The sequence below is a fragment of the Klebsiella sp. CB_Kp196 genome, assembly GCF_040061575.1.
Lineage (GTDB): Bacteria > Pseudomonadota > Gammaproteobacteria > Enterobacterales > Enterobacteriaceae > Klebsiella > Klebsiella michiganensis.
In genome coordinates this window covers 244,099-265,258 of sequence record NZ_JBEAFH010000082.1, presented here as the reverse complement: position 1 = coordinate 265,258, position 21,160 = coordinate 244,099, and the positions used below count along the sequence as shown (strand labels likewise).

Annotated in this window: 17 protein-coding genes; 1 reads left to right on the top strand and 16 read right to left on the bottom strand. The window is 56.2% G+C overall.

Features of this window, described 5'->3' with window-relative positions:
- Position 1: 1 nt before the first annotated feature.
- The 11 genes from ABLU87_RS29265 to gabD all read right to left on the bottom strand — a co-directional run bounded on the left by ABLU87_RS29265 (position 2) and on the right by gabD (position 13,438).
- Positions 2–412, bottom strand: coding sequence for a hypothetical protein (locus ABLU87_RS29265; protein ID WP_014228040.1), 411 nt, complete (start codon positions 410–412; stop codon positions 2–4).
- On the bottom strand, positions 409–1,524 hold the full coding sequence (locus tag ABLU87_RS29260; RefSeq protein ID WP_122117418.1) for a glycosyltransferase family 4 protein: 1,116 nt from the start codon (positions 1,522–1,524) through the stop codon (positions 409–411). The genes ABLU87_RS29265 and ABLU87_RS29260 overlap by 4 nt, the downstream gene beginning before the upstream one ends.
- On the bottom strand, positions 1,521–2,735 hold the full coding sequence (locus tag ABLU87_RS29255) for a glycosyltransferase family 4 protein (RefSeq protein WP_122117419.1): 1,215 nt from the start codon (positions 2,733–2,735) through the stop codon (positions 1,521–1,523). Before ABLU87_RS29255 ends, ABLU87_RS29260 begins: the two co-directional genes overlap by 4 nt.
- On the bottom strand, positions 2,716–3,741 hold the full coding sequence (locus ABLU87_RS29250; protein WP_048261290.1) for a glycosyltransferase: 1,026 nt from the start codon (positions 3,739–3,741) through the stop codon (positions 2,716–2,718). The genes ABLU87_RS29255 and ABLU87_RS29250 overlap by 20 nt, the downstream gene beginning before the upstream one ends.
- Entirely contained in the window at positions 3,734–5,116 is a 1,383-nt protein-coding gene (locus ABLU87_RS29245; RefSeq protein ID WP_122117420.1) for a capsular biosynthesis protein, read from the bottom strand. Before ABLU87_RS29245 ends, ABLU87_RS29250 begins: the two co-directional genes overlap by 8 nt.
- Complete coding sequence (locus tag ABLU87_RS29240; RefSeq protein ID WP_049084241.1) at positions 5,107–6,324, bottom strand: capsular biosynthesis protein; 1,218 nt, start codon at positions 6,322–6,324, stop codon at positions 5,107–5,109. Before ABLU87_RS29240 ends, ABLU87_RS29245 begins: the two co-directional genes overlap by 10 nt.
- A gap of 5 nt (positions 6,325–6,329) precedes the next feature.
- On the bottom strand, positions 6,330–8,417 hold the full coding sequence (locus ABLU87_RS29235; RefSeq protein ID WP_122117421.1) for a polysaccharide biosynthesis tyrosine autokinase: 2,088 nt from the start codon (positions 8,415–8,417) through the stop codon (positions 6,330–6,332).
- 1 nt (position 8,418) lies between these two features.
- Entirely contained in the window at positions 8,419–8,973 is a 555-nt protein-coding gene (locus ABLU87_RS29230) for a polysaccharide biosynthesis/export family protein (protein ID WP_004847971.1), read from the bottom strand.
- Positions 8,970–10,256, bottom strand: a complete 1,287-nt coding sequence (locus tag ABLU87_RS29225; RefSeq protein ID WP_049070941.1) for an outer membrane beta-barrel protein — start codon at positions 10,254–10,256, stop codon at positions 8,970–8,972. Before ABLU87_RS29225 ends, ABLU87_RS29230 begins: the two co-directional genes overlap by 4 nt.
- Positions 10,246–11,649 carry an undecaprenyl-phosphate glucose phosphotransferase gene (locus ABLU87_RS29220; RefSeq protein ID WP_014228048.1) on the bottom strand — a complete coding sequence of 468 codons (1,404 nt, stop codon included), beginning with the start codon at positions 11,647–11,649 and terminating at the stop codon, positions 10,246–10,248. The genes ABLU87_RS29225 and ABLU87_RS29220 overlap by 11 nt, the downstream gene beginning before the upstream one ends.
- A gap of 340 nt (positions 11,650–11,989) precedes the next feature.
- Positions 11,990–13,438, bottom strand: a complete 1,449-nt coding sequence (gene gabD, locus ABLU87_RS29215; RefSeq protein WP_014228049.1) for an NADP-dependent succinate-semialdehyde dehydrogenase — start codon at positions 13,436–13,438, stop codon at positions 11,990–11,992.
- A 262-nt stretch (positions 13,439–13,700) separates the two neighbouring features.
- Here gabD and ABLU87_RS29210 point away from each other — a divergent pair, with 262 nt between their 5' ends.
- Positions 13,701–13,952: a zinc ribbon domain-containing protein gene (locus tag ABLU87_RS29210; RefSeq protein ID WP_025107253.1), complete on the top strand. Its 252-nt coding sequence runs from the start codon at positions 13,701–13,703 to the stop codon at positions 13,950–13,952.
- Between the two features lie 42 nt (positions 13,953–13,994).
- Here the strand turns inward: ABLU87_RS29210 and foxA are convergent, their stop codons facing one another.
- The 5 genes from foxA to uxuA form a co-directional block, all read right to left on the bottom strand.
- Complete coding sequence (gene foxA, locus ABLU87_RS29205; protein WP_086073898.1) at positions 13,995–16,103, bottom strand: ferrioxamine B receptor FoxA; 2,109 nt, start codon at positions 16,101–16,103, stop codon at positions 13,995–13,997.
- A gap of 121 nt (positions 16,104–16,224) precedes the next feature.
- Positions 16,225–17,217 carry an AraC family transcriptional regulator gene (locus ABLU87_RS29200; RefSeq protein WP_102803741.1) on the bottom strand — a complete coding sequence of 331 codons (993 nt, stop codon included), beginning with the start codon at positions 17,215–17,217 and terminating at the stop codon, positions 16,225–16,227.
- Positions 17,218–17,369: 152 nt separating this feature from the next.
- Complete coding sequence (gene uxuR / locus ABLU87_RS29195; protein ID WP_004847986.1) at positions 17,370–18,146, bottom strand: Uxu operon transcriptional regulator; 777 nt, start codon at positions 18,144–18,146, stop codon at positions 17,370–17,372.
- A gap of 138 nt (positions 18,147–18,284) precedes the next feature.
- On the bottom strand, positions 18,285–19,760 hold the full coding sequence (locus ABLU87_RS29190) for a fructuronate reductase (protein ID WP_064407195.1): 1,476 nt from the start codon (positions 19,758–19,760) through the stop codon (positions 18,285–18,287).
- Positions 19,761–19,833: 73 nt separating this feature from the next.
- A complete protein-coding gene (gene uxuA / locus ABLU87_RS29185; RefSeq protein ID WP_122117583.1) occupies positions 19,834–21,018 on the bottom strand; it encodes a mannonate dehydratase in 1,185 nt (394 codons plus the stop codon).
- Positions 21,019–21,160 lie beyond the last annotated feature (142 nt).

The following is a 21,160-nucleotide window of genomic DNA, read 5'->3' as shown; positions in this document are numbered from 1 at the left end:
GTTAATTCACTTTATCGTGGAGGTTCACAAACCACGTCCAGATACCGACGTGGAAGTTTTTAAACACATCGATACCCAGCGCGGATTTCAGCATATAGAGCGCCAGCAGCACCGCAAGAATGGCGAACAGCACGGCGATGGTAATCGCCAGGGTGGAGAATATACGCCCGAGCAGCGTACTCTCTCGCGGAATTTTGCGCAGATCGCGGCCGCATAAAAAGACCACGAAATAGCGGCGATGCAGAAAAGGAAAACTATGGCGAAAATCGATGCGATGGCGCGAGGCCAGGCTCGATCTCACCAGCGCCTGTTCAATACCGCGCTTTTGTTCCGGCGTGAGTGAGGTTTCTGTTTCCGGGTCAAGCGCGGAATAAAAGCGCTCGACGACCAGGTCGGATGTTGATTTAGTCACGGTTGACTCTTATTCATTAAACGCTGATAGACCTGAGCGGTTTTTGCCGCAATGTCCGGCCAGCGGTATTTAGGCATCAGTTGGCTGTAATCCGCGGTCTCCTCGCCGCGCCAGGACTGGAGCTTTTGCGCCAGCGCGGCGACATTGCCCGTCGGAAAATAGACCTCGGCAGGCAGGCCAATCTCGAGGTTGGCCGGGATATCGCTGACGATAACCGGCAGTGACCAGGACATGGCTTCCAGCAGGGCAATGGGCAGCCCTTCGTGATAAGACGGTAGAACAAAAAGCCCGGCCTGTGAGAACAAAGTGTGCAGCGGATCGCCGCTAATAAAACCGGTCATGATCGCTCCCGGGGTTTCGGCCGCCTGCTTCTTCAGCCGCTCGCTGTACTCATCGGGATGGTCGGCATCGCCAATTAGCACCAGCGGCAGCGAACAGTTCGAGGCTTTGTAGGCGGCAAGCAGATCGTGCAGCCCTTTTTCTTCCACAAAACGGGCGACGGCGACAACGTATTGTCCGGCTTCCAGCGAATACTGATTCAGCGTGGCCCGTCGCGTCTCTTCGGCGGGAAGCTGCGGTTGGCGCACGCCGTTATAGATCACGTTAGCGTTGGTACGGCCGTGTTTGGTCTTAATCAGCGTATTAATCACTTCCGAGATAACAATAACCTCGTTGGCATATTTCACCGCCCATTTCTCACCGAGGCGCAGCATCTCTTTCGCCATTTTGCCCCACTTCTGGCGATCGTAGTCCGGCCCGTGGTGGGTAAAAACGACGCGCTTGCCGAGCAGGCGCAGCAGCGGGACCACCAGGCCAGGGCCGACCGCGTGAACGTGAACCACATTTGAGCCGTCAAAGAGGGTAGTGAAGGCGGCCAGCGTAGAGTGAATAATGGCTTCGAATTTACGGCTTTTGGGCGCCCACAGGCTTTTCAACCGCACGCCTTTATATTCGCTATGGCGATAGTCCACGTACGGTGAGCGGGCAATGACGCAGATATCGGCGTGATTCTGGTGATAGATTTCCGGATAAAGATTCTGGCAGTGGGTCTCAACGCCGCCCTGGACGTTCGGAATACCGCGGGTGCCAAGCACCGTCACTTTGAGCTTCATTTCGTTTCCCCCACGAGCTGCTGATAGAGTTCCTGCAGAACCTGCATATGCCGGGCGAGATCGTATTTCTCCTCTAAACGCTGGCGTGCGTTGATGCCCATTTCACGCGCCTGCTGCGGATTGGCGGCCAGGCTATCCATGATGCGCGCCAGCGCGTCGGCATCCCCGGGTTCCACCAGATAGCCATCAATGCCATCGCGAATTTGCTCCGGAATGCCGCCGATATTGCCGCCGACGACGGGGCGACCGAACGCCATGGCCTCCAGCACCGACATCGAGCAGTTTTCATAATATTCGGAAGGGACGATCACCGCCCGCGCGCCGCGAATCAACGCGTTGAGCGCGTCTCCGTGGCGCATATAGCCGAGAAATTCCGGACCGCTAAAGCGGGCGCGCAGGTCGCTGCCGAGAGGGCCATCGCCGACGATTTTCAGCGGCATGGACTGCTGCATTTTTTGCTGCGCCAGCGCCAGGGTGGCCACGCCTTTCTCACGGCTCAAGCGGCCGATATAGAGGAAATAATCCCCCGCCGTATCGCCCGGGATCGTGGTGCTGGCATCAATACCGTTGACGATCACATCGATCCGCGATCTGGGTAATTTACGCAGCAGCGTCTGACGCATAAATTCGCTGGGAGCGATAATGCAATCGAGCATGGCGTAATTTTGCGCGAACTTTTGCCAGTAGGCCTCAAGCGAGAGCAGCAGGCTTTTAAAGGTATCGCCCTGCTGGCAACGATGGCGAAAGGCATTGCTCACCGAACCGGTAAGACAGTCATCGCAGACGTGGCCATCGCGTAGCATGGTGTACGATGGGCAGACGATTTTATAATCGTGCGCCGTCAGTACGGTTTTGCAGCCAAAGCGCTTAGCGACGCCAATCAAGGCGGGCGTCAGCTGGTGGTAGATATTATGAAAGTGCACAATATCCGGGCGCTGCTCCAGCAGCAGGGTGTTGAGTTTATTGCAGGCCTCAGCGTTGTAGATAAAGTCGATGCCCGCTTTGAGCTTGCCCGTCAGCCCGTGGCTTTGATGATAATCCACGTTATGTACGAAGAAGCTTTCCCAGGGCGAAGGCTTATTTTCCGCATGCTGCATGCTGAAGTCGACAACCTGATAGCCCGCTTGCAGCATGGCGTCTCGCTCCTGGAAAAAAACGGTTTCCGCTCCGCCCTTAATAAAAAAGAATTTATTAACGAATAATATTTTCATGTTCTGTCTGGATATGTTTTGGGTTGGAGACGGTCACGGCGGGTTGTTTCAGCGGATCGCGAACGGAGTTAAGCAGGCCTCGCACCATACCTGCGGAAAATAACGATAAGTTGATCACGCTCTGGAGGCCGTCCCGCAGCGACTTATTTTTAATCGCCTTCAGCGCGATAAACGCCAGCAGCGGAAGCAGGGCGATAATAATCACACCGGGATTGAACGACAGGAGGCAAATAATCAATACCAGGATATACAGCGTGAATATCAGTTCGTTGCGAACAATCTTAAGCGCGGCGGGGAAATGCTTTTTCCCCCAGCAGTTGCGTAATAGCTCACCCGGCGCCCATAAAAAACCGTTCTTCCAGCGATAGGTCAACATTTTAAATGTCGGCATAGTATAGGACGCATGGCTAAAATAGGGCGCGGCGAGGCGGTGGAGTTTATAGCCCGCGGCCTGTAAACGGATCCCCAATTCGGCTTCTTCATAACCGTGAAGGTTAAGATTGGTCAGATAGCCAATTTTCTCGATTGCCGAACGGCGGTAAAGGCCGCCGCCGCCAAGATGATCGGTATCGCCCTGCGGATAGATAAGATGCAGACGCTGCTTGCGCGATTTAAACTCATAGTTAGCGGCGTCATCCATCTCGACGCTGCCCGCCACGCCCGCATATTCGGGATGCGTTTCAAGAAACGCCACGGCGGTGTCGAGAAAACCCGGCTCCAGCTCCATATCGCCGTCCAGCAGCAGCAGATAGTCCCCTTCGCTGAATAACCAGCCCAGCTGATGGCCCACACCGCAGCATCGATCTTTCGCGTTATCGAGGCAAACCACCATCGCGTCTTTGGCGACGGCCAGCTCGCGGGTATTGTCGGTGGACAGGCTATCGGCGACGATAATCTGATGCGGGTAAGGCTGCAATTGCTTGCGGACGCTGTCGATCGTTTTTTCAATACCCTGCGCTTCGTTGAGGGTCTTAATGCTGACGGTAATTGATGGCGTTTTATTCATATTGGGTACCGGAGTTCAGACGGACGGAACGATGAATGACAATAAGCGCCCCGAGGGCCAGCCATAATAAAAACTGTAGCATGGGAATGATCATCAGGATCTGGCTGTAGGGAAGGCTGAGCAAACAGCCAATGGCAAAGACGTAAAACGCAGGCGCGGAGCTGAGCAGCTGTAAATCTTCCCGTTTGAGATCGTAGCGGGAAAAGGTCTCTTTGGGCCGCATGCCGATGAGAATAGCGGCAATCATGGCGATAAATAAGATCACGCCGATAATACCGACTTCCCACAGCATCATGCTCAGCGCGGTGGAGTCGAGTATCAGATGATACCAGGCGCCAATATAGCCGGGGGAGACGGTACTGCCGCTGTTGGTGGCGTTCAGACCGTAGCCAAACAGCATCCCGCCGGGGCCAAAAAGCTCGTTATGCTGGAGCCAGAAGAAAATAGTGGTAAACCGGCCGAGCTCGCCGCTTTCCATAATGTAATTGGTATCAAAGATATAGCCGAGGGAATCGATAAATACCGAGAGCGCGCTTTTGGTCGGGTCCCCGCCGAAGGCCGACGAGTAATTGGACGCCAGAATGGTGATAGCGGCAAAAATTAGCACCACCATTCCGGCGGCGATAATCATCAACGAGCGCAGGGTGACTTTGCTGATGCCGCTGACGTAAGCGGGCATGATCCACAGCAGCGCCAGTAAGAAAGGCGACAGCAGAATCACGAATTTTACCTCGCCCACCACGCAGAGGAAAAAGGCCAGCACGATATGCGCCGCCATCGACTTGAACGAGCAGATACCGTGCTTAAATTCGGACACCTTCAGCAGCATAATCAGCAGGCAGAACATCCCCATGGCCGCGGTATTGCCGCCGCCCATCGGGTCGCCGCCAAACGTGCCGACCACCGAATCCCACTTTTCATCCTCGCCGCGCAAAGCCACGCGTTTTGGCACCACCACCAGCACCTGATAGATAGCCAGCGGGAACTGGACGTAGAACAGCCAGTAAAATAGCCGGGTCAGGCGGTGCAGCTGCGACTCGCGAAACATGCCGAGCAGCATGCAAAACATCACCAGCGACAGGGCCAGTTCATTTTTGAAGCCGACGATGGCGGTAACGATGCCGGATTGTAAAACCGTGGCGCAGAGGCTGAGGATGATAAACGTCAGATACAGCGCCAGCACCACCTTCTCGCGCGTGCTAAGCGCCAGCGGCTGCGGCCGGCTTTGCATCATCAGCAGGACCACCATCACCAGCACCATGAAAAAGGGGAGCCACAGCACGGCTGCCACGCCGGTGAAATACTGAATCGTGCCGCAGAAGACGATGGTCGTCAGCGCGAATACCTCCAGATAGCGACCAGTGTTTAGCTGCATATTTTCTGCTCCTGCCGGGAGAGCTGTAGCGCCCGTTTGTTCATTTTCAGCAGGATGAACAGATAGCGAATGCTGGTCAGCACGGAGAACGTCAGGAGGGCTATCTCATAGCGCTGGCCCAATTCAGGCAGCGCGATAAAAGCGACGATAATAATCAGCAGCTGCTCGATCTGAATGCGTAAAAAATAGCGTTTAGAACCAAAGATAAGCTCAATAACGGTCAGCGGACTGACGGCCAGCGCGGCGAACAGATAGGGCAGCATATAGCGTGAGGTCGGAATGGAATTGAGCCACTCCTGACTGAAGCCCAGGCGCATGACCAGCGGATAGAAAATCCAGATCCCAAGGATACAGATCAGCGCCGCGGCCATCAGCATCAGGCGAATCTTTTTGTACTCCGGATAGTTAAAGGTGCCGTTGCGAAAATCCATCGACCATTTTGAAAAGATGGAGTTGCGCACCGCGTTACCGACAATCATCACCGGTGATAAACAGAAGCGGCTCACCACCGAGAAATAGCCGGCGACCAGCGGTGAAAACCAGATATTTATCAACATCGTAGGCAGGTTATTGCTGGCCATCGCCAGCACTTCCGCGCTGCCGACGCGGCTGAGGTGCTGCCAGTGCTGGCGCGCAAAAAGGCCGTTCGCCCGTGGTGAAAAGTGCGCCGGCGTCAGGGTACTGAAGCGAAACAAACGCAGCAGGCAGAGGCCGAGCAGCAGCAAAATGCCCGCCATCCAGGCAATATAGAACAGCGTGGTATTCGGCATCGCCAGCAGAGCTATCGCCACCACCAGCGACACGGCGATACGCTGGAAGGTGAGGAACTGATAGTTACCGCCGCGCAGCGAGAGGTTCTCGGCGATCAAAACCAGCGCATAGCCGAAGGTGAGCAGGTAGAGAAACGCGATATTGAGATGGAATATCAGTCCGGTGATGACCGCCCACGGCAGCGCCAGAAGCAGGCTTTGCAGCAGGCAAAACACCACGTTCTGCCCCAGCTCATGCTCTTCCTGGCGCGGGATCAGCAGCTGCGACGCAAAGGTGCAAACCTGCGCGCCAATCAGCACGTTGCTGTAGATCATCGCATAGTGCCCGACTTCCGCCATGCCGTAGCGATGGGAAATCAGCCATACGGAAAAAGCGCCGATCGCCTGCGAGAGGACCGAGGAGCTGGCGATTGAAGAAATACTCTTAATTAAGTTCATAATCGCTACTTCGGTGAAATCAGTTCGCCCATGCCGCGCTCGGGCAGGCGTTTGCCCTCCTGCGTCTCCAGGTTCTCTTCTTGCACCCGGTTAAGCATGGTGGCGACAGGCGCTGGCGCGGCGGCTTGCAGACGATGTTGCGCGTCGCGGATGCGCGACGCCTGCTCGCCTGCGTTGACCACCAGCAGGCTGATATCGACGTGCGGCGCCAGCAGCAGGGCGTCCTGGGCCAGCCCGAGCGATGGCGCATCAATAATCAGATAATCGTAGGTCTGCCGCAGCGTCGTCAGCAGCGCCGGGAGCCGTTCAGAAGTGAGCAGCAGCAGGGCTGAGTCGCTGAGTTCGCCTCGCGGCATAAAATCCAGCGTCTCGGAAAGGGGGGCCACCGCCTGGGACGCGGCGCTGCGGCCATCAAGACGCTCGCTGAACCCTGTTTTATGCTGAGGATAGCGCGCGGAGAGCCCCGCGCTTGCCAGATAATCTACATCGATGAGCAAGGTTTTGCCTGACTTAGCGGCGGACCACGCCAGCATTTCGGCAATCAGGCTGCTGCCGGCATCTGCCTGCGCCGAGGTCACCAGTATCGTCCCGCTATGAGTATTCTGGCCGAGCAGCGCCAGGCGCAGGCTGTGGAGCATATCGGCATACAGCAGGTTCTGGAACGTCAGCTTCGCGCTGTTCGCCTGAGGCAACAGCGGAAACTCACCGCTGGCATCAAGGCCCGTTTTGGCTTTAAGTTCGCTGATGCTGTTCACCGTTTTGTCGAGCGCGGTGCTGACTATCAGGTACATGATGTACAGCGCCAGCGCCATCAGGGTCGCCATCACGATAAGCAGACCGCGCTGCGGTTTAGAAGGAAGATTTGGCGGCACGGCGGCATCGTAGATCACTTCATCGGGAACCGAAAAGCTCTCGGAGAGCTTCTGCTCATTCGCCCGCTGATACAGCGATTTATACAGCTCTTCGGTTTTGTTCAGCGCGGTCATCATGGTGTTGTATTTATCGCGCTTGGCGCCCAGCGCCTGGAAGTCGGCTTTCTGATCGTCGAGCATCTTCTGATAGTGCTGTTCATCGTCCAGCGCAATCTGATACTGCTGGCGTAAGCCGTTAAGCAGTTCCCCCAATACCTGGCCTATCTGCCCGTTGACGACCTGCAGCTGGGCCTGAGCCTGAAGATATTTCGGATGCTTAGGGCCATAGTGTTTCGCCGCTTCCGATAAGTTACGCCGCGTCTGGATCAGCGCGATCCGCAGATCCTGAATCTGCGGATGACCGGAAATTTCCGGCAGCGAGATGATGGCTTCCGGCGCTTTTCCCTGCTGACGGCGCACTTTGTCCCACACCGTTTGCGCTTTCAGACGGCGCTGGGTGGCGTCGGCCAGATGGTTAATCACGATCCCCAGGCGCTCGGTCTCGTAGCCATCCATGCTGCGAAAGGTCAGCAGGCCGTTTTGTTTGAGAAAATCATCGATGTCGGCTTTCTGGCGATCGAGCTTATCGCGCAGATCGTCCATCATTTTCTCGTTCCAGCCCTGGGCCTGAAGTAAGATTTTCTGCTTCTGCGCCAGGCTGTAATCGATAAACGCCTGCGCCACGCCGTTGGCGATATCGGCGGCTTTTTGCGGCGATTTCGCCTCCATCGAAACGGATACTAGCTGCGTGGTGCGCACGCCGGAGATGGTCAGGTTTTTTTGCAGGGCGCGCAGCGCATTATTGACCCGTGCGGCCTCATCAAGATTGTCCCCGCCGTTAAATTCCGGGTCCCGATCCAGCTTTAGCGCTTTTACCGCGGCTTCCAGCACGACGCGGGAGCCCATCAGCGCGTATTTGGTTTCATAGTAATCGCTGCGGGTGGAATCATAGTTTTCCAGCCGCGGCAGGGGGGTAACATCCTGCGACTGCGCTTTAAACAGCACCGTCGCGGTTGCGGTATAGCTGGATGACATAAAGCGCGTCAGGATCCACGACGCCGCGGCAGCCACCACCACCACTACCAGGCACCAGATCAGCTTGTGCTTAATTTTGTTGAAATAAGGCGTGAAGTCGATAAAGCCTTCTTTCTTCTTTCCATTTTCAACTAATGAAATAGCCATATCAGAAGAAACTCATGCCAATGATGATGGTATCTCCGGCCTGTACGGCGGAGTCGGCGGCGACGTTTTCCAGCAGTTTACCGCTGCGAAACTGACGAATGCGGATGTCATGGCGATCGGCGCGATCGGTAAACCCGCCGGCCAGCGCAATGGCTTTTTCAGCGGTTAAGCCCGGTTCCCAGGCGTAACCGTCCGGTTTTTTGACTTCGCCTAACAGATAAATTTTACGGTATTCGGCAATGCTTACGGTCACCATTGGCGCCTGCAGATAGTTACCGCGCAGCTTATCGGCAATTTCGTTGCCGACCTGTTCAGGCGTTTTCCCTTTCAGCATCAGGGAGCCTATATAAGGATAATCAACGCTGCCGCTATTATCGATTTTTACGCGCATAGTGAGATCCTGTTCGCCGGAAACCGCGATATTGATCTCATCTCCCTGGTCCAGATGATAAACGGCATCCGGCGGCGTTCGGATTGTCTGCGGCGGCGCCGAACAGCCCGCCAGCCATAGCGCCAGAAGAGAAATCACCGCCCGTTTTCCATAGCTAAGGATCATATTTGTACCTGCGTCATAAAAATAATGGCCGAGTCGTTGTAGCCCAGCGTGCGCTCGACCTCATGGTCATAGTCCGGGCCAATATAAAAGGCATCTTTTTCTTTATTAGAATGCATCGTGTTCCATTGCAGCTTCAGCTGAAAATTAACGGATGGACGGTAGTCGTAGTTGAAGGTGAGCGAAACGAGGTTTGATCGATCTTTGCGTCCGTTGGTCTGGTGTTTGTAATCCTCTGTAATATAAGAGTAATCAACCAGAGTGGAGAACCTGTCGACCAGCCAGTGGTGCTCATAGCCCAGACCGAAATTTGATACCAGAATATAGCCGCCGGAGTCGGTGGGATCTTTTATTCGTTGTGAACTATGTAAGTTGAGCTTTATCTGTTCAAGTGGTTTCCAGTCGGCGTTAATATCCCAGTTCAGGCCGTTGAACCCCTGCGAGTCGGGATTATGGATAAAATCTTTATACAGCCAGGCGACGTTGCCGTGGATCTCGGTCTTGCCGGAAAGACGATTTTTCATGCCGACCAGCAGGTAATATTCATTACTGTCTTTTAACGGGTTGAGCTCATAGCGACGCTGGTTGGTAATAAAACTGTAGCGATAGCGCAGCGTTTTGGCTTTTTGATCAAAAAGCTCGGCGACCACGCTGTTTTCATGCCACTCCTGATCGTGCATGTAATAATGAAAGTCGGCGCTGGCGTCCTCAATGCTGTCGAGATTGCGAAAGCGCAGCTGCTTATGCATTAGCGCAACTTCTGCTTTACCGCGGCCTTCCGGCGCCCCGTAGCTATAGCGCAGTTCACTGTTAAAGAAGCGCGTGGCGATGGGCTTATTAATGCCAAACTCTTTAAACTGCTCGGGGAGAAACCCCTCGGTGGTATCGCGGCCGCGCTCTTCATGGCCGAACGTTTCATCGAGATCCAACGACAGCCCGTGCATGCTGCCGAAGCGCCACTTGCCGTTAAACATAAAAAAATGGTTGTCGCGGTTATCTGCGCTATCGCTGGCGTAGCGGCGGTAATCGCCGGAGTACATCAATAAATAGCGGTCCTCGTAGCGCTCGCCGATGGCTTTGAAAATCGGCTTAACGCCTTGATAAGCGGAGCCGATTTCATTCCCGCCGTAGCGTTGCCAGGTCACGTTGTCATTGTAACCGACGTCATAACCCACCTGGCTCTCGAAATCGATGCCAGCCACACCGGTATGTGGTTTTGCCTGCAGGTCAGCCCATGCGTAAGGCATCGCCAGCAAACCTGCGAGGAAAGTGAGTTCAGAACGCATTCTTCCCCACAAATCCGCGGAAAAACGTTAAAAACACAATTTTAATGTCCAGCAGCAGCGACCACGACTGAATATATTCCAGATCGTACTGAATGCGTTTTTCCATTTTATCAATCGTGTCGGTTTCGCCGCGAAAACCGTGTATTTGCGCCAGCCCGGTAATGCCGGGCTTCACTTTATGGCGGATCATGTAATTTTCCACCAGCACGCGATACTGCTCATTATGCGCGACCGCGTGAGGGCGTGGGCCCACTATCGACATGGTTCCCTGCAGCACGTTAAAAAACTGCGGCAGTTCATCAAGTGAGGTTTTACGTAAAAAGGCGCCGAAGCGGGTAATGCGCGGATCGTTACGCGTTGCCTGGGTCACTACCGCGCTGTTTTCCATCACGCGCATGGTTCTGAACTTCCAGACGGGGATCTGTTTACCGTTCAGGCCGTAACGGTTTTGTTTAAACAGCACCGGGCCCGGCGAAGTCAGCTTAATTCCGATCGCCACCGCCAGCATGACCGGCAGGCTGACCAGGGTAAAAAAAGCGCCAAGCACGATATCTTCGATACGCTTGAGTACCGCGCCTTCGCCTTCAAACGGCGAGGTAAAAATGCTGATCGTCTGAATATTGCCAAACATCCGCAGCTGAGAAATATGTGAGCTGTAGGAAAAGAGGTCCGGTACCAGAAACACATCTACGGTGGTGTCGGAAAATTCATTCAAGAACTGACGAATACGCTGCTGGGCGACCATCGGCAGGGCAATATAGACTTCATCGATTTCTCCGGCTTTCGCCAGCGCCAGCAGGTCTCGTGAATTGCCTTTTTTCTCAATGCTGAGCAGGCGACTGTCGCGCTGCACGGCGCGGTCCTCAAAGAAGGTGATGTCAATCCCGTCGTGGGTATACTCCTTAAACAGCGCCTGCTCGATGGCCAGCCCGGCTGGCGTTATGCCTAAAATAGCCACCTTGAGTCTGGATTTGAAAAAATAGCGGCTGGAGATAACGCGAATCAGAAACATACTAATAAATATGGCAATCGAGCACAGCACAATAATTTCAGCTAATCGCACCGCGTTTGTGCTGGCGTGATTGTTCAGTAATAATTCGGCGCTTACAAACAATAAAAATGATAACAAGCCGCTTATACTGACGCTGAAAAACAATTTAGTTAATTTTTTTAAATACTGGCCTTTAAACTGACCAGAATATAGCTGAAAGTGTTCATTGGCTCTGATAAATATCAGTGAATATATTATGCCCAGGAACAGAGAGGCCGTTGAGGGTTCGACGAAAAAGTATTTTAAATAAGCGAAAATGAACAAGTTGACGGCAATAAAATCCAGTAGCTTCATCAGCTTACTATAGCGGGCGTTGTAAATTTTAATGGTGCTATCCGTCATCTTTTTGCTCGTTTTATAGTCAATAAAATGATGTCCTGTCCTTCTTTAAAGCTGAATTTATGTCTATGAATCTATTCAAAAATTAAGCTTTAGCTCGGCGTTGATTATTGTAGCCTACGATTAATCTTATGTCGAACCTGCCCCGGACTGAGAGGAGATAACTTTTCCTGACGGGCAATAATATTTTTATCATTGCCTGAAGCATAAAAATGGCGGTTACGATTAAATAGGGGCGGAGAGACCCGGGTGGCAAACGAACGGCCGTCATGACTACATTTCCTGGCCGATCCACACTTGAGCGTTAAAAAATTCGCGCCAGCGGGGCTGGCGCGTTTATTGGCTAAATCCCAATGCACATGTATTTGATTTCTAAGTAATCCTCTATGCCATACTTCGACCCTTCGCGGCCGAGACCGGAAGATTTCACGCCGCCGAACGGGGCGACCTCGGTGGAGATCAGGCCGGTGTTAATCCCGATAATGCCGTACTCCAGCGCTTCGCCGACGCGAAAGACGCGGCTCAGATCGCGAGCGTAGAAATAGGCCGCCAGGCCGAATTCTGTGTCGTTGGCCTGAGCAATAACATCCGCTTCATCTTTAAAGCGGAATAGCGGGGCGAGGGGGCCAAAGGTCTCTTCTTTCGCCACTTTGGCATCACCGGGGACGTCCACCAGAATCGTTGGCTGAAAGAAGTTTCCGCCGAGCTCATGAACTTTCCCGCCGGTTACTATCCGCGCGCCTTTGCCCAGCGCATCGGCGATATGCTCCTGTACTTTGGCGATTGCTTTCTCGTCAATCAGCGGCCCGATGGTGACGTTCGGCTGCAGGCCATCGCCGATTTGCAGCTTACTCACCGCCTGCTGAAGCTTTTCGGCGAAACGATCGTAGACGCCATCCTGGACATACAGGCGGTTGGCGCAGACGCAGGTCTGCCCGGCGTTGCGAAACTTGGAGGCCAGCGCGCCTTCGACGGCTTTATCCAGATCGGCGTCATCAAAAACGATAAACGGCGCGTTGCCGCCGAGCTCCAGCGAGACCTTCTTGATATCTTTCGCGCACTGTTCCATCAGCTGGCGGCCAATTTCCGTCGAGCCGGTAAACGAGAGTTTGCGCACCAGCGGGTTACCGGTGAGCTCATTGCCGACTTCGCTGGCCGAACCGGTGACCACGTTAAACACGCCCTCGGGGATCCCGGCGCGGTTGGCGAGCTCCGCCAGCGCCAGCGCGGAGAACGGGGTCTGGCTGGCGGGCTTGAGCACCATCGTGCAGCCTGCGGCCAGCGCCGGGCCCGCCTTGCGGGTGATCATCGCCGAGGGAAAATTCCACGGGGTGATAGCGGCGGTTACGCCAATCGGTTGTTTAATCACCAGCAGCCGCTTGTCGGCCTGATGGCCGGGAATGGTATCGCCGTAGATGCGCTTGCCCTCTTCGGCAAACCACTCGATAAAGGAGGCGGCGTAGCTGATTTCACCTTTTGCTTCCGCCAGCGGTTTACCCTGTTCCAGCGTCATCAGGCGCGCCAAATCGTCCTGATGCTCCATCATCAGCTCAAACCAGCGGCGCAGGATAGCGGAGCGTTCTTTGGCGGTAAGGGCGCGCCATGCGGGCAGCGCGCCGGCGGCGGCATCGATAGCCTCGCGGGTTTCTGCGGCGCCCATTTTGGGCACGCTGCCCAGCTGCTGGCCGTTGGCGGGGTTCGTGACCGCGAGGGTCTCTTTGCTGCTGGCGTCGCGCCAGCGTCCGTTAATCAACGCCTGCTGGCGAAAAAGGGTAGGGTCGTTAAGTTGCATGGTTGCGTCCTGTCGTAAACTGTTTTAGCAGTGAATGCGTCCGGCTCGGCTGGGCCTGCCGTTTATAGAAGCTCCCGGCAGACGCAGCGGCATCAAACATCTGTCCCTGTTTAGTGTAGTCGAACGCGTTCAGGAAGCCGGGCACAAGCCAGGCTGTGGCTATAATAACCACGGGTAATTTACGGTTATTTGAGCTGGCAGGACGTTATTGGACGAAAAACGCGGTATTTTTTATGCTCAATCCGCAAGAAAGGAGCGCTCTATGTCACAGCAAGAACGGTTTTGTCAGGCCTGTGGAATGCCAATGTCCGCCGGGGAGGCGAAAAGCGCAAGCGAAGAGTACTGCGCCTGGTGCTGCGATAGCGAGGGGAAGCTTAAATCCTGGGAGGACGCCGTCTCCGGCCTGGCCGAGTTCCTCGATTCCTGGCAGAAGGTCGGCCCCGCGGAAGCGCGCAAGCGGGCGATGCGCTACTTAACGGCCATGCCCGCGTGGGCCCATAAAGCGGAAGAGTAACCCGCAGCCCGGAGCGCAACACTCCGGGCTTTTTTAGCGCGATCAGAACTTCCAGGAGACGCTGCCGACGATACTGCGCTCTGCGCCAAAGTAGCAGTAAGAGAGCGAGTTACAGGCGGCAACGTAGCTCTTGTCGGTCAGGTTATTCACGTTCAGCTGGGCGCTGAGGCCTTTAATTCCCACCTTCGACAGGTCATAGCCGATCGCCATATCCACCAGCGTATAGGACGGCAGAGTGTGCGTATTCAGGCGGTCGCTGGTAATGCCGTTGACGTAGCGCACGCCGGAACCCAGCGTCAGGCCATCCAGCGGGCCGCTTTTCACATCATAGCTCAGCCAGGCGCTGGCCTGATTGCGCGGTGCGTAAACGGCACGCTTGCCTTGCTCTTCCGGGCTGCTTTTCTTATAGCGAATGTCGGTGTAGGTATAGGCGGCCTGCAGGCGGAAGCTATCCGTTAGCTGGCTTATCGCCTCCAGCTCCACCCCTTTCGACTCAATTTCACCAATCGAACGATACGGATCGGTCGGCTCTTCTTTGGTGGCGATATTGGTCTGATTGATGCGGAATACCGAGGCGCTGAACTGGCTGTTCATTCCTTCCGGCTCATACTTCAGCCCGGCTTCCCACTGCTTGCCTTTCATCGGATCCAGCACGTTGCCGTTTTCGTCGGCGAAGCTGGTGGGCGTAAAGGCGGTGGAGTAGCTGATGTACGGGGCAAACCCGTTATCGAACAGATACAGCAGCGCGGCGCGGGTGCTGAAGTTGTTCTTATCCAGATCGCTGCGCGTTTGATTAAGCTTATCGATGTTGGAGACGCTGACCTGGTCGTAGCGCCCGCCGAGGGTCAAACGCCAGCGCTCCCAGGACATTTGATCCTGTAAATAGTAGCCGGTCTGGCGCAGCTTGTGCTTCTCGCGGCTGTACATGGTGATGTAATCCGGCTTCGCGCCGTAGACCGGATTAAAGGCGTCGATGGCCGGGAATGCGCCATAATAGCCGGTGGTGTCGTTGCTGCGGTCCTGATAGTCGATCCCTATCAGCAGGCGATGGTTAACGGCCCAGGTATCGACGCTGCCGTCGAGCTGGTTATCGAGGGTGATGGCGTTCATCTTTTCGTCCGAGCCGGAATAGCCGCGGTTCAGCTCGGTTTCGTTCAGCCAGCCCGCGGCATAAACCTGATTCAGCTCGACTTTGGTATGCAGGTAGCGCAGCTTCTGCCGCACCGACCAGCCGTTATCAAACAGATGCTCGAAGTTGTAGCCGACCATATTTTCGCGGCGATCGTACTTGTCGTAGTCATCTTCTCCCTCGAAGAAGGTGTTAGCGATTTTCTTGCCGTAGTGCGGCACCACGGTACCTTCATAGGGGAGGCCCGAGTGGCTGCCGCCCTCCGGGTCGCGATGCAGATAGGCCATTAAATCAAGGCGCGTCTGGTCGGTGATGCGCCAGGTCAGGCTGGGCATAATCGCGTAGCGCTGCTCTTTTAAGGTATCAAACTGCGAGTCTGCATAGCGGGTCATGCCGCTTAAGCGCGCCGCCACGCGATCGTTATCGTCCAGCGCCCCGGTAACGTCAAACGCCGCCCCGCGCTGGTTGTTATTCCCGGCAAACAGCTTAATTTCCCCGCCGGGATCGAATGAGGGTTTACGCGAGGTGAGGGCGACGATGCCGCCGGGCGAAGAGCGGCCGTACAGCACTGAGGCCGGGCCGCGCACCACTTCGATATTTTCCAGGAACCACGGATCGACCACCAGCGAGCTGTGCGAGTTGGTATCGCCCATCATTTTCAGGCCGTCGAGATAGACGTTATCCAGGCTGCCGTCGGAGAAGCCGCGCAGGACGATATAGTCAAAGCGGTTGGAGGCACCAATCTGGTTGCTGTATACCCCGGGGGTATAGCTCACGGCCTGGCGGACGCTGATCGCGCCCTGTTCTTCAAACTGCTCGCGCGTGATAATAGACACCGATTGCGGGGTCTCTATATCCGGGGTGGCAATTTTGGTCGCGCCGCTCTGCATCTGCGAAGTGACCACGATGGTTTCGTTTTTTGTTGTTTCCTGGGCCAGCAGCGGGAAGGCGACGCCGCCGGTCACCCATCCTACCAGTAGCGCCAGGCGAGTTTTCGCAAACATGAACATCTCCAAAGGCATTTCTAATTGTTAATAAGAATTATTACCTTTTTGATGCTGTCTATAGCTATGCGCAATGCCAGGATACGTATGCGCGCTGCCAAAGCCGCTGACTATTTTTCGCAAAAAGGGGAAAAATGGATTAGCCCGGCTTTTGCACATCGCAGGGCGAGATGCCGTAGCGCCGACGAAAAGCGGTAGAGAAGTTGGTGGCGTGCTGGTAGCCCGACATCCAGGCCGCCTGCTGCACGCTATAGCCCTCCAGCAGATAGCTTCTTGCCCGCGCCAGGCGGCAATCGCGCAGGTAGTCAAAAACCGAACAGCCGTAGGCCTGGCGAAACTTACTGCGCAAGCTGCTGGAGCTCATCGCCGCCCGCTGGGCCAGCTCATTGAGGGTGTAGTCGTTTTCCGGCGCCTGCTCCAGCAGGCGGCGAACTCTCTCCAGCCGCTGCTGTTCGCCGCCCGCCGGGGCGACGTGCTTCGCGCTTTCATCCTGACAGACGCTCAGCCCATGGCCGAACAGCTGCAGGATAAGCCCTTCCAGCATCAGCTGTCGGGACACGCGACTCAGCGCGCTCTGCTGCGCGTACTGCAGTCCGCTCAGCAGAAAACCCGGTATCTGCCAGATAAGCGTTGGCGTCTGGCACCTTTCCCACTCGCGCATCAATGAATCGAGCAGGCCATCGCGCCAGGTGCCGTCCGGGTAGAGTCCGAGGGAGAGCGTACGGAGCCGGCTGTCGGCATCGTGGCGGGCGCGCATGGCCTGATGTTCGCTAAGGCGCGAGGTGAAGGCCATCCCGGAACGCACCAGGTGCTGCTCCCCGTTGAGGGTCAGCGCGACGCAGCCTTCCAGCACCACCAACATATAGAGCGGGCTACTGTGGCGGGAGGTGGTCTCATAAGGCTGCAATACGTGAACATCAGAATGGGTGACGCACATGCCGCAGGGCAGGGTCAACTCTTCCACTTCTCCCCGCAGCACCGGGCTGGCGTGCGGAGGCTCCGGCTTTTGCAGCAGCTGCGGGAAGCGGTAGTCGATACCGTATCGTTCACCAAACGCCATAAACTCGCTGACGGAGAAGGTTTTCCTCAGCGCCTGGCGGGCGGGTTCGTTCTGCGTAGTTGTCTTGTTCATGCGGTTTTCGGCACCGGAGAGGGCGTCATCGGATGACGTCACCTTATCACTGCGCGGGCAGGGCGACAATAAAGATGAGAATCATTATCAACTTTTGCGCTGCGGCACAGAAGGCGCGCGGACGGCCGCTATCCGTGCGCCAGCGGCAGGGATCAGGCGTCAGCGTTGTCCAGCGGCCAGGAGTCGAACAGGTAGCCGTCGAAGTAGATATCATCGACGTTGGAGAACTCCAGCAGGCGGCGTTTGACGTTTTCCAGATGCTGCCACATGGCAAGCTTGGCCGCCCGGGCGTCTTTTTTGATTAAGGCGGCGAGGATCCGTTTGTGATCCACCAGCCACTCCTGACGGTAGTGGGTATCGCCGAGATGGCGGTGCAGCTGGATCCACATGGGGTTATTTTCCCGCCACTGCCATGACTGCCTGAACAGCTCGACCAGCATACTGTTGTGGGTCGCTTCGGCAATGGCCAGATGAAACTGCATATCGCCGCTTTCGGAGCCGCCCGGCGCGCTGCTGGCCAACTCGCGCTCTTCCAGCTGCAAAGCCTGGCGCATTTTGATGATATCTTCCCGGGTTGCCTGCAGGGCGGCAAATTCGGCGATATTGCTCTCCAGCAGCTGGCGGGCCTGCAGCAGTTCAAACGGACCGGCATCATTGCAATGATTGATGTCCGCGCTCTCCGCCGCGCCTTCTCCGACGGCGTTATCGAGCACGTAGATCCCGGCGCCGCGGCGCACTTCGACCAGCCCTTTAATCTCCAGCATGATCAGCGCCTCGCGGACCACGGTGCGGGTCACGTCCAGCATCTCGGCGATTTCACGTTCCGGCGGTAAGCGATCGCCGGGGTTATAGGGCGTCTGGACGATCAGATTGCGGATCAACGCGCCGACTTCCTGATAGGGTCTGTGCTGAGAAGTTTGTGATTTCATGATGTTATGTTGTGAGATGCGATAGCCCGGTGGCTGACTATAGCATCTGGCCAGGGGGTTGGCACCTCCCCGTGCGCGGAGAGTGGGAAAACGGGTCAACCACATTGGTGTGCAGTTGACCCATGGCAGGACAGAGCGTTACAGGCCGCCGCCGAGCGCCGCAACGCACTCGCGGGCGCCGCGTTCGCACAGCGCGTGGTAAGCCTGCGTCACCGCCGCAATAAAATCGCTATTGTCCGGCAGATCGTGGGCAAAAATTCCGCTTAACGCCAGCAGCGCGGCGACGCGTTCTGCACCCTGAAAACGCTGGTTGATCTGTTGGATCTCCGCCAGCAGCGGGTCGACGACATCAATAGGCTGCCCCCGCTCGTCGATGCCCTGGGTATAGCGCATCCAGCCCGCCACGCCGAGCGCCAGATGGCGCCAGCTGCTGCCGTTTTGCAGATGCAGACGGATGGGATCCAGCAGGCGCTGCGGCAGCTTCTGGCTACCGTCCATGGCGATCTGCCAGGTACGATGGCGCAGCGACGGGTTGCTGAAACGGGCAATCAGCAGCGTGGCGTAGGCCTGGAGATCGGTGCCTTCCGGCATGAAGAGCGTCGGCGCCTGCTCCTGCATCATCAGGGCGAAAGCCGCTTCGCGATAGGCCGGGTTGGTCATGGTATCGGCGATGGTTTCATAGCCGCCGAGATAGCCAAGATACGCCAGGAAGGAGTGGCTGCCGTTGAGCATCCGCAGCTTCATCATTTCAAACGGCACGACGTCTTCAACAAACTGCGCGCCGACTTTATCCCACGCCGGGCGGCCGCTGACGAAGCTATCTTCAATCACCCACTGGCGGAACGGTTCGCAGGCGATGGCGCACGGATCGTAGACCCCAAGCTGGTCGGCAATCTCCTGCAGCGTTTCCGGCGTCGCCGCGGGTACGATGCGGTCAACCATGGTGCACGGGAAGGTGGCATGGGCTTCAATCCACGCCGCCAGCAGCGGGTCGCGCGCCTGGGCCAGGCCAAGCACCGCCACTTTCGCCACGTGGCCATTCTCGCGGACGTTATCGCAGGACATCACCGTAAAGGCCTCAAGCCCCTGCTCACGGCGCAGGCGCAGCGCTTCGACGATATAGCCTATGGCGGATTTCGGCGTCGTCGGGTTGGCGAGGTCGTGTTGAATCAGCGGGTTGTTGAGATCGAGCTGGCCGCTGGCCGCATCGGTGCAGTAGCCTTTTTCAGTGACCGTCAGGGAGACGATTGCCGTGTGCGGACGCGTCATGGCGCGCAGAATGCCGTCACAGCCGTCGATTTCCGGATGCAGCGCCTCTTTCATCGAACCGATAATTTTCAGCGCGGTGCTGTCAGCGCCTTTTTCCGCCACCGTGTAGAGCAGCTGCTGATTTTTCAGCTGTTCAATCAGAACGCGATCGTTGCCCGGCATCAGGTTGACTTCGCAGATGCCCCAGTCGCTGTCGCTGGTTTCCAGCAGATGATGGGTATAAAGCGCCTGATGCGCGCGGTGAAATGCGCCGCAGCCCAGGTGAACGATGCGGGATTCCAGGCGAGAACGATCCCACGCGGGGCGCGTCACCGGCAGGTTGCTGTCGGCAATGGTTGCAGTCATAGCAAACTCCAGAGTGGGCCGCAAAAGGCGGCCGAAGAGGTAAAGGCGGGACGTCGGCCCCGCCAGTCAGGAATTAGCGGCTAAAAAAAGCGCGCTGAATCGCCAGCTCGACGCCGCGAACTTCAGCCAGCCCTTTCAGGCGACCAATCGCGGAATAGCCGGGGTTGGTTTTCTTTTTCAGATCGTCGAGCATCTGGTGGCCGTGGTCAGGACGCATAGGGATAAGATCCTCTTTGCCTTCCGCTTTACGGCGGTACTCTTCTTCAACAATCGCTTTCACCACTTCGTACATGTCCACGTCGCCGTGCAGGTGAGCGGCTTCGTGGAACGTTTTCGGGTTCTCTTCGCGCAGCGTAGAGCGCAGATGGGTGAAGTAAATGCGCGGGCCGAACTGCTTAATCATATCCACCAGATCGTTGTCGGCGCGGACCCCGTAGGAGCCGGTGCACATGGTAAAGCCGTTAGCCATGCTGTTCACCGTGTCGACCATCCACTGCATATCTTCAATGGTCGAGACGATACGCGGCAGGCCGAGAATCGGGCGCGGCGGATCGTCCGGGTGTACCGCCATACGTACGCCAACCTCTTCGGCGACGGGGATAATCGCTTTCAGGAAGACGGCGAAATTCTCGCGCAGCGCGGCTTTATCAATATCTTTATAGGTGGCAAGGTGCTGGCGGAACTGGTCGAGGGTATATCCCTCTTCCGCGCCCGGCAGACCGGCGATAATGTTGCGGGTCAGGCGCGCTTTATCTTCATCGCTCATGGCGGCGAAACGCTGATTCGCCTGAGCGACCTCTTCGGCGGTGTAGTCCGCTTCCGCGCCCGGACGCTTGAGGATATGCAGTTCAAAGGCGGCGAATTCAATTTGATCGAAACGCAGGGCTTTGGAGCCATCCGGCAGGACGTATTCCAGGTCGGTACGGGTCCAGTCGAGGACCGGCATAAAGTTGTAGCACACGGTACGGATGCCGCATTGGGCCAGATTGCGCAGGCTCTGCTGGTAGTTAGCGATCCACTTGGCGTAGTTGCCGGTATGGGTTTTGATCTCTTCGTGAATCGGTACGCTTTCGACCACCGACCATACCAGCCCGGCGGCTTCCACGATGGCTTTACGCTTGAGGATTTCGTCAACCGTCCACACTTCACCGTTCGGAATATGGTGCAGGGCGGTAACCACTCCGGTCGCGCCCGCCTGACGGACGTCAGCTAAAGTGACCGGATCGTTAGGGCCATACCAGCGCCATGTCTGTTCCATGCTTAACCTCTTTCACGTTATTGACCTGCTTCAGGCCGCTGCTTTGATGGTAGCGTCGGTTCCGGTCAACCATCGTAACGGAGGGGAAACCAGACGATATGGCGTATAAATTCCTCCAATTGGTCGAACATGTCAACCATGA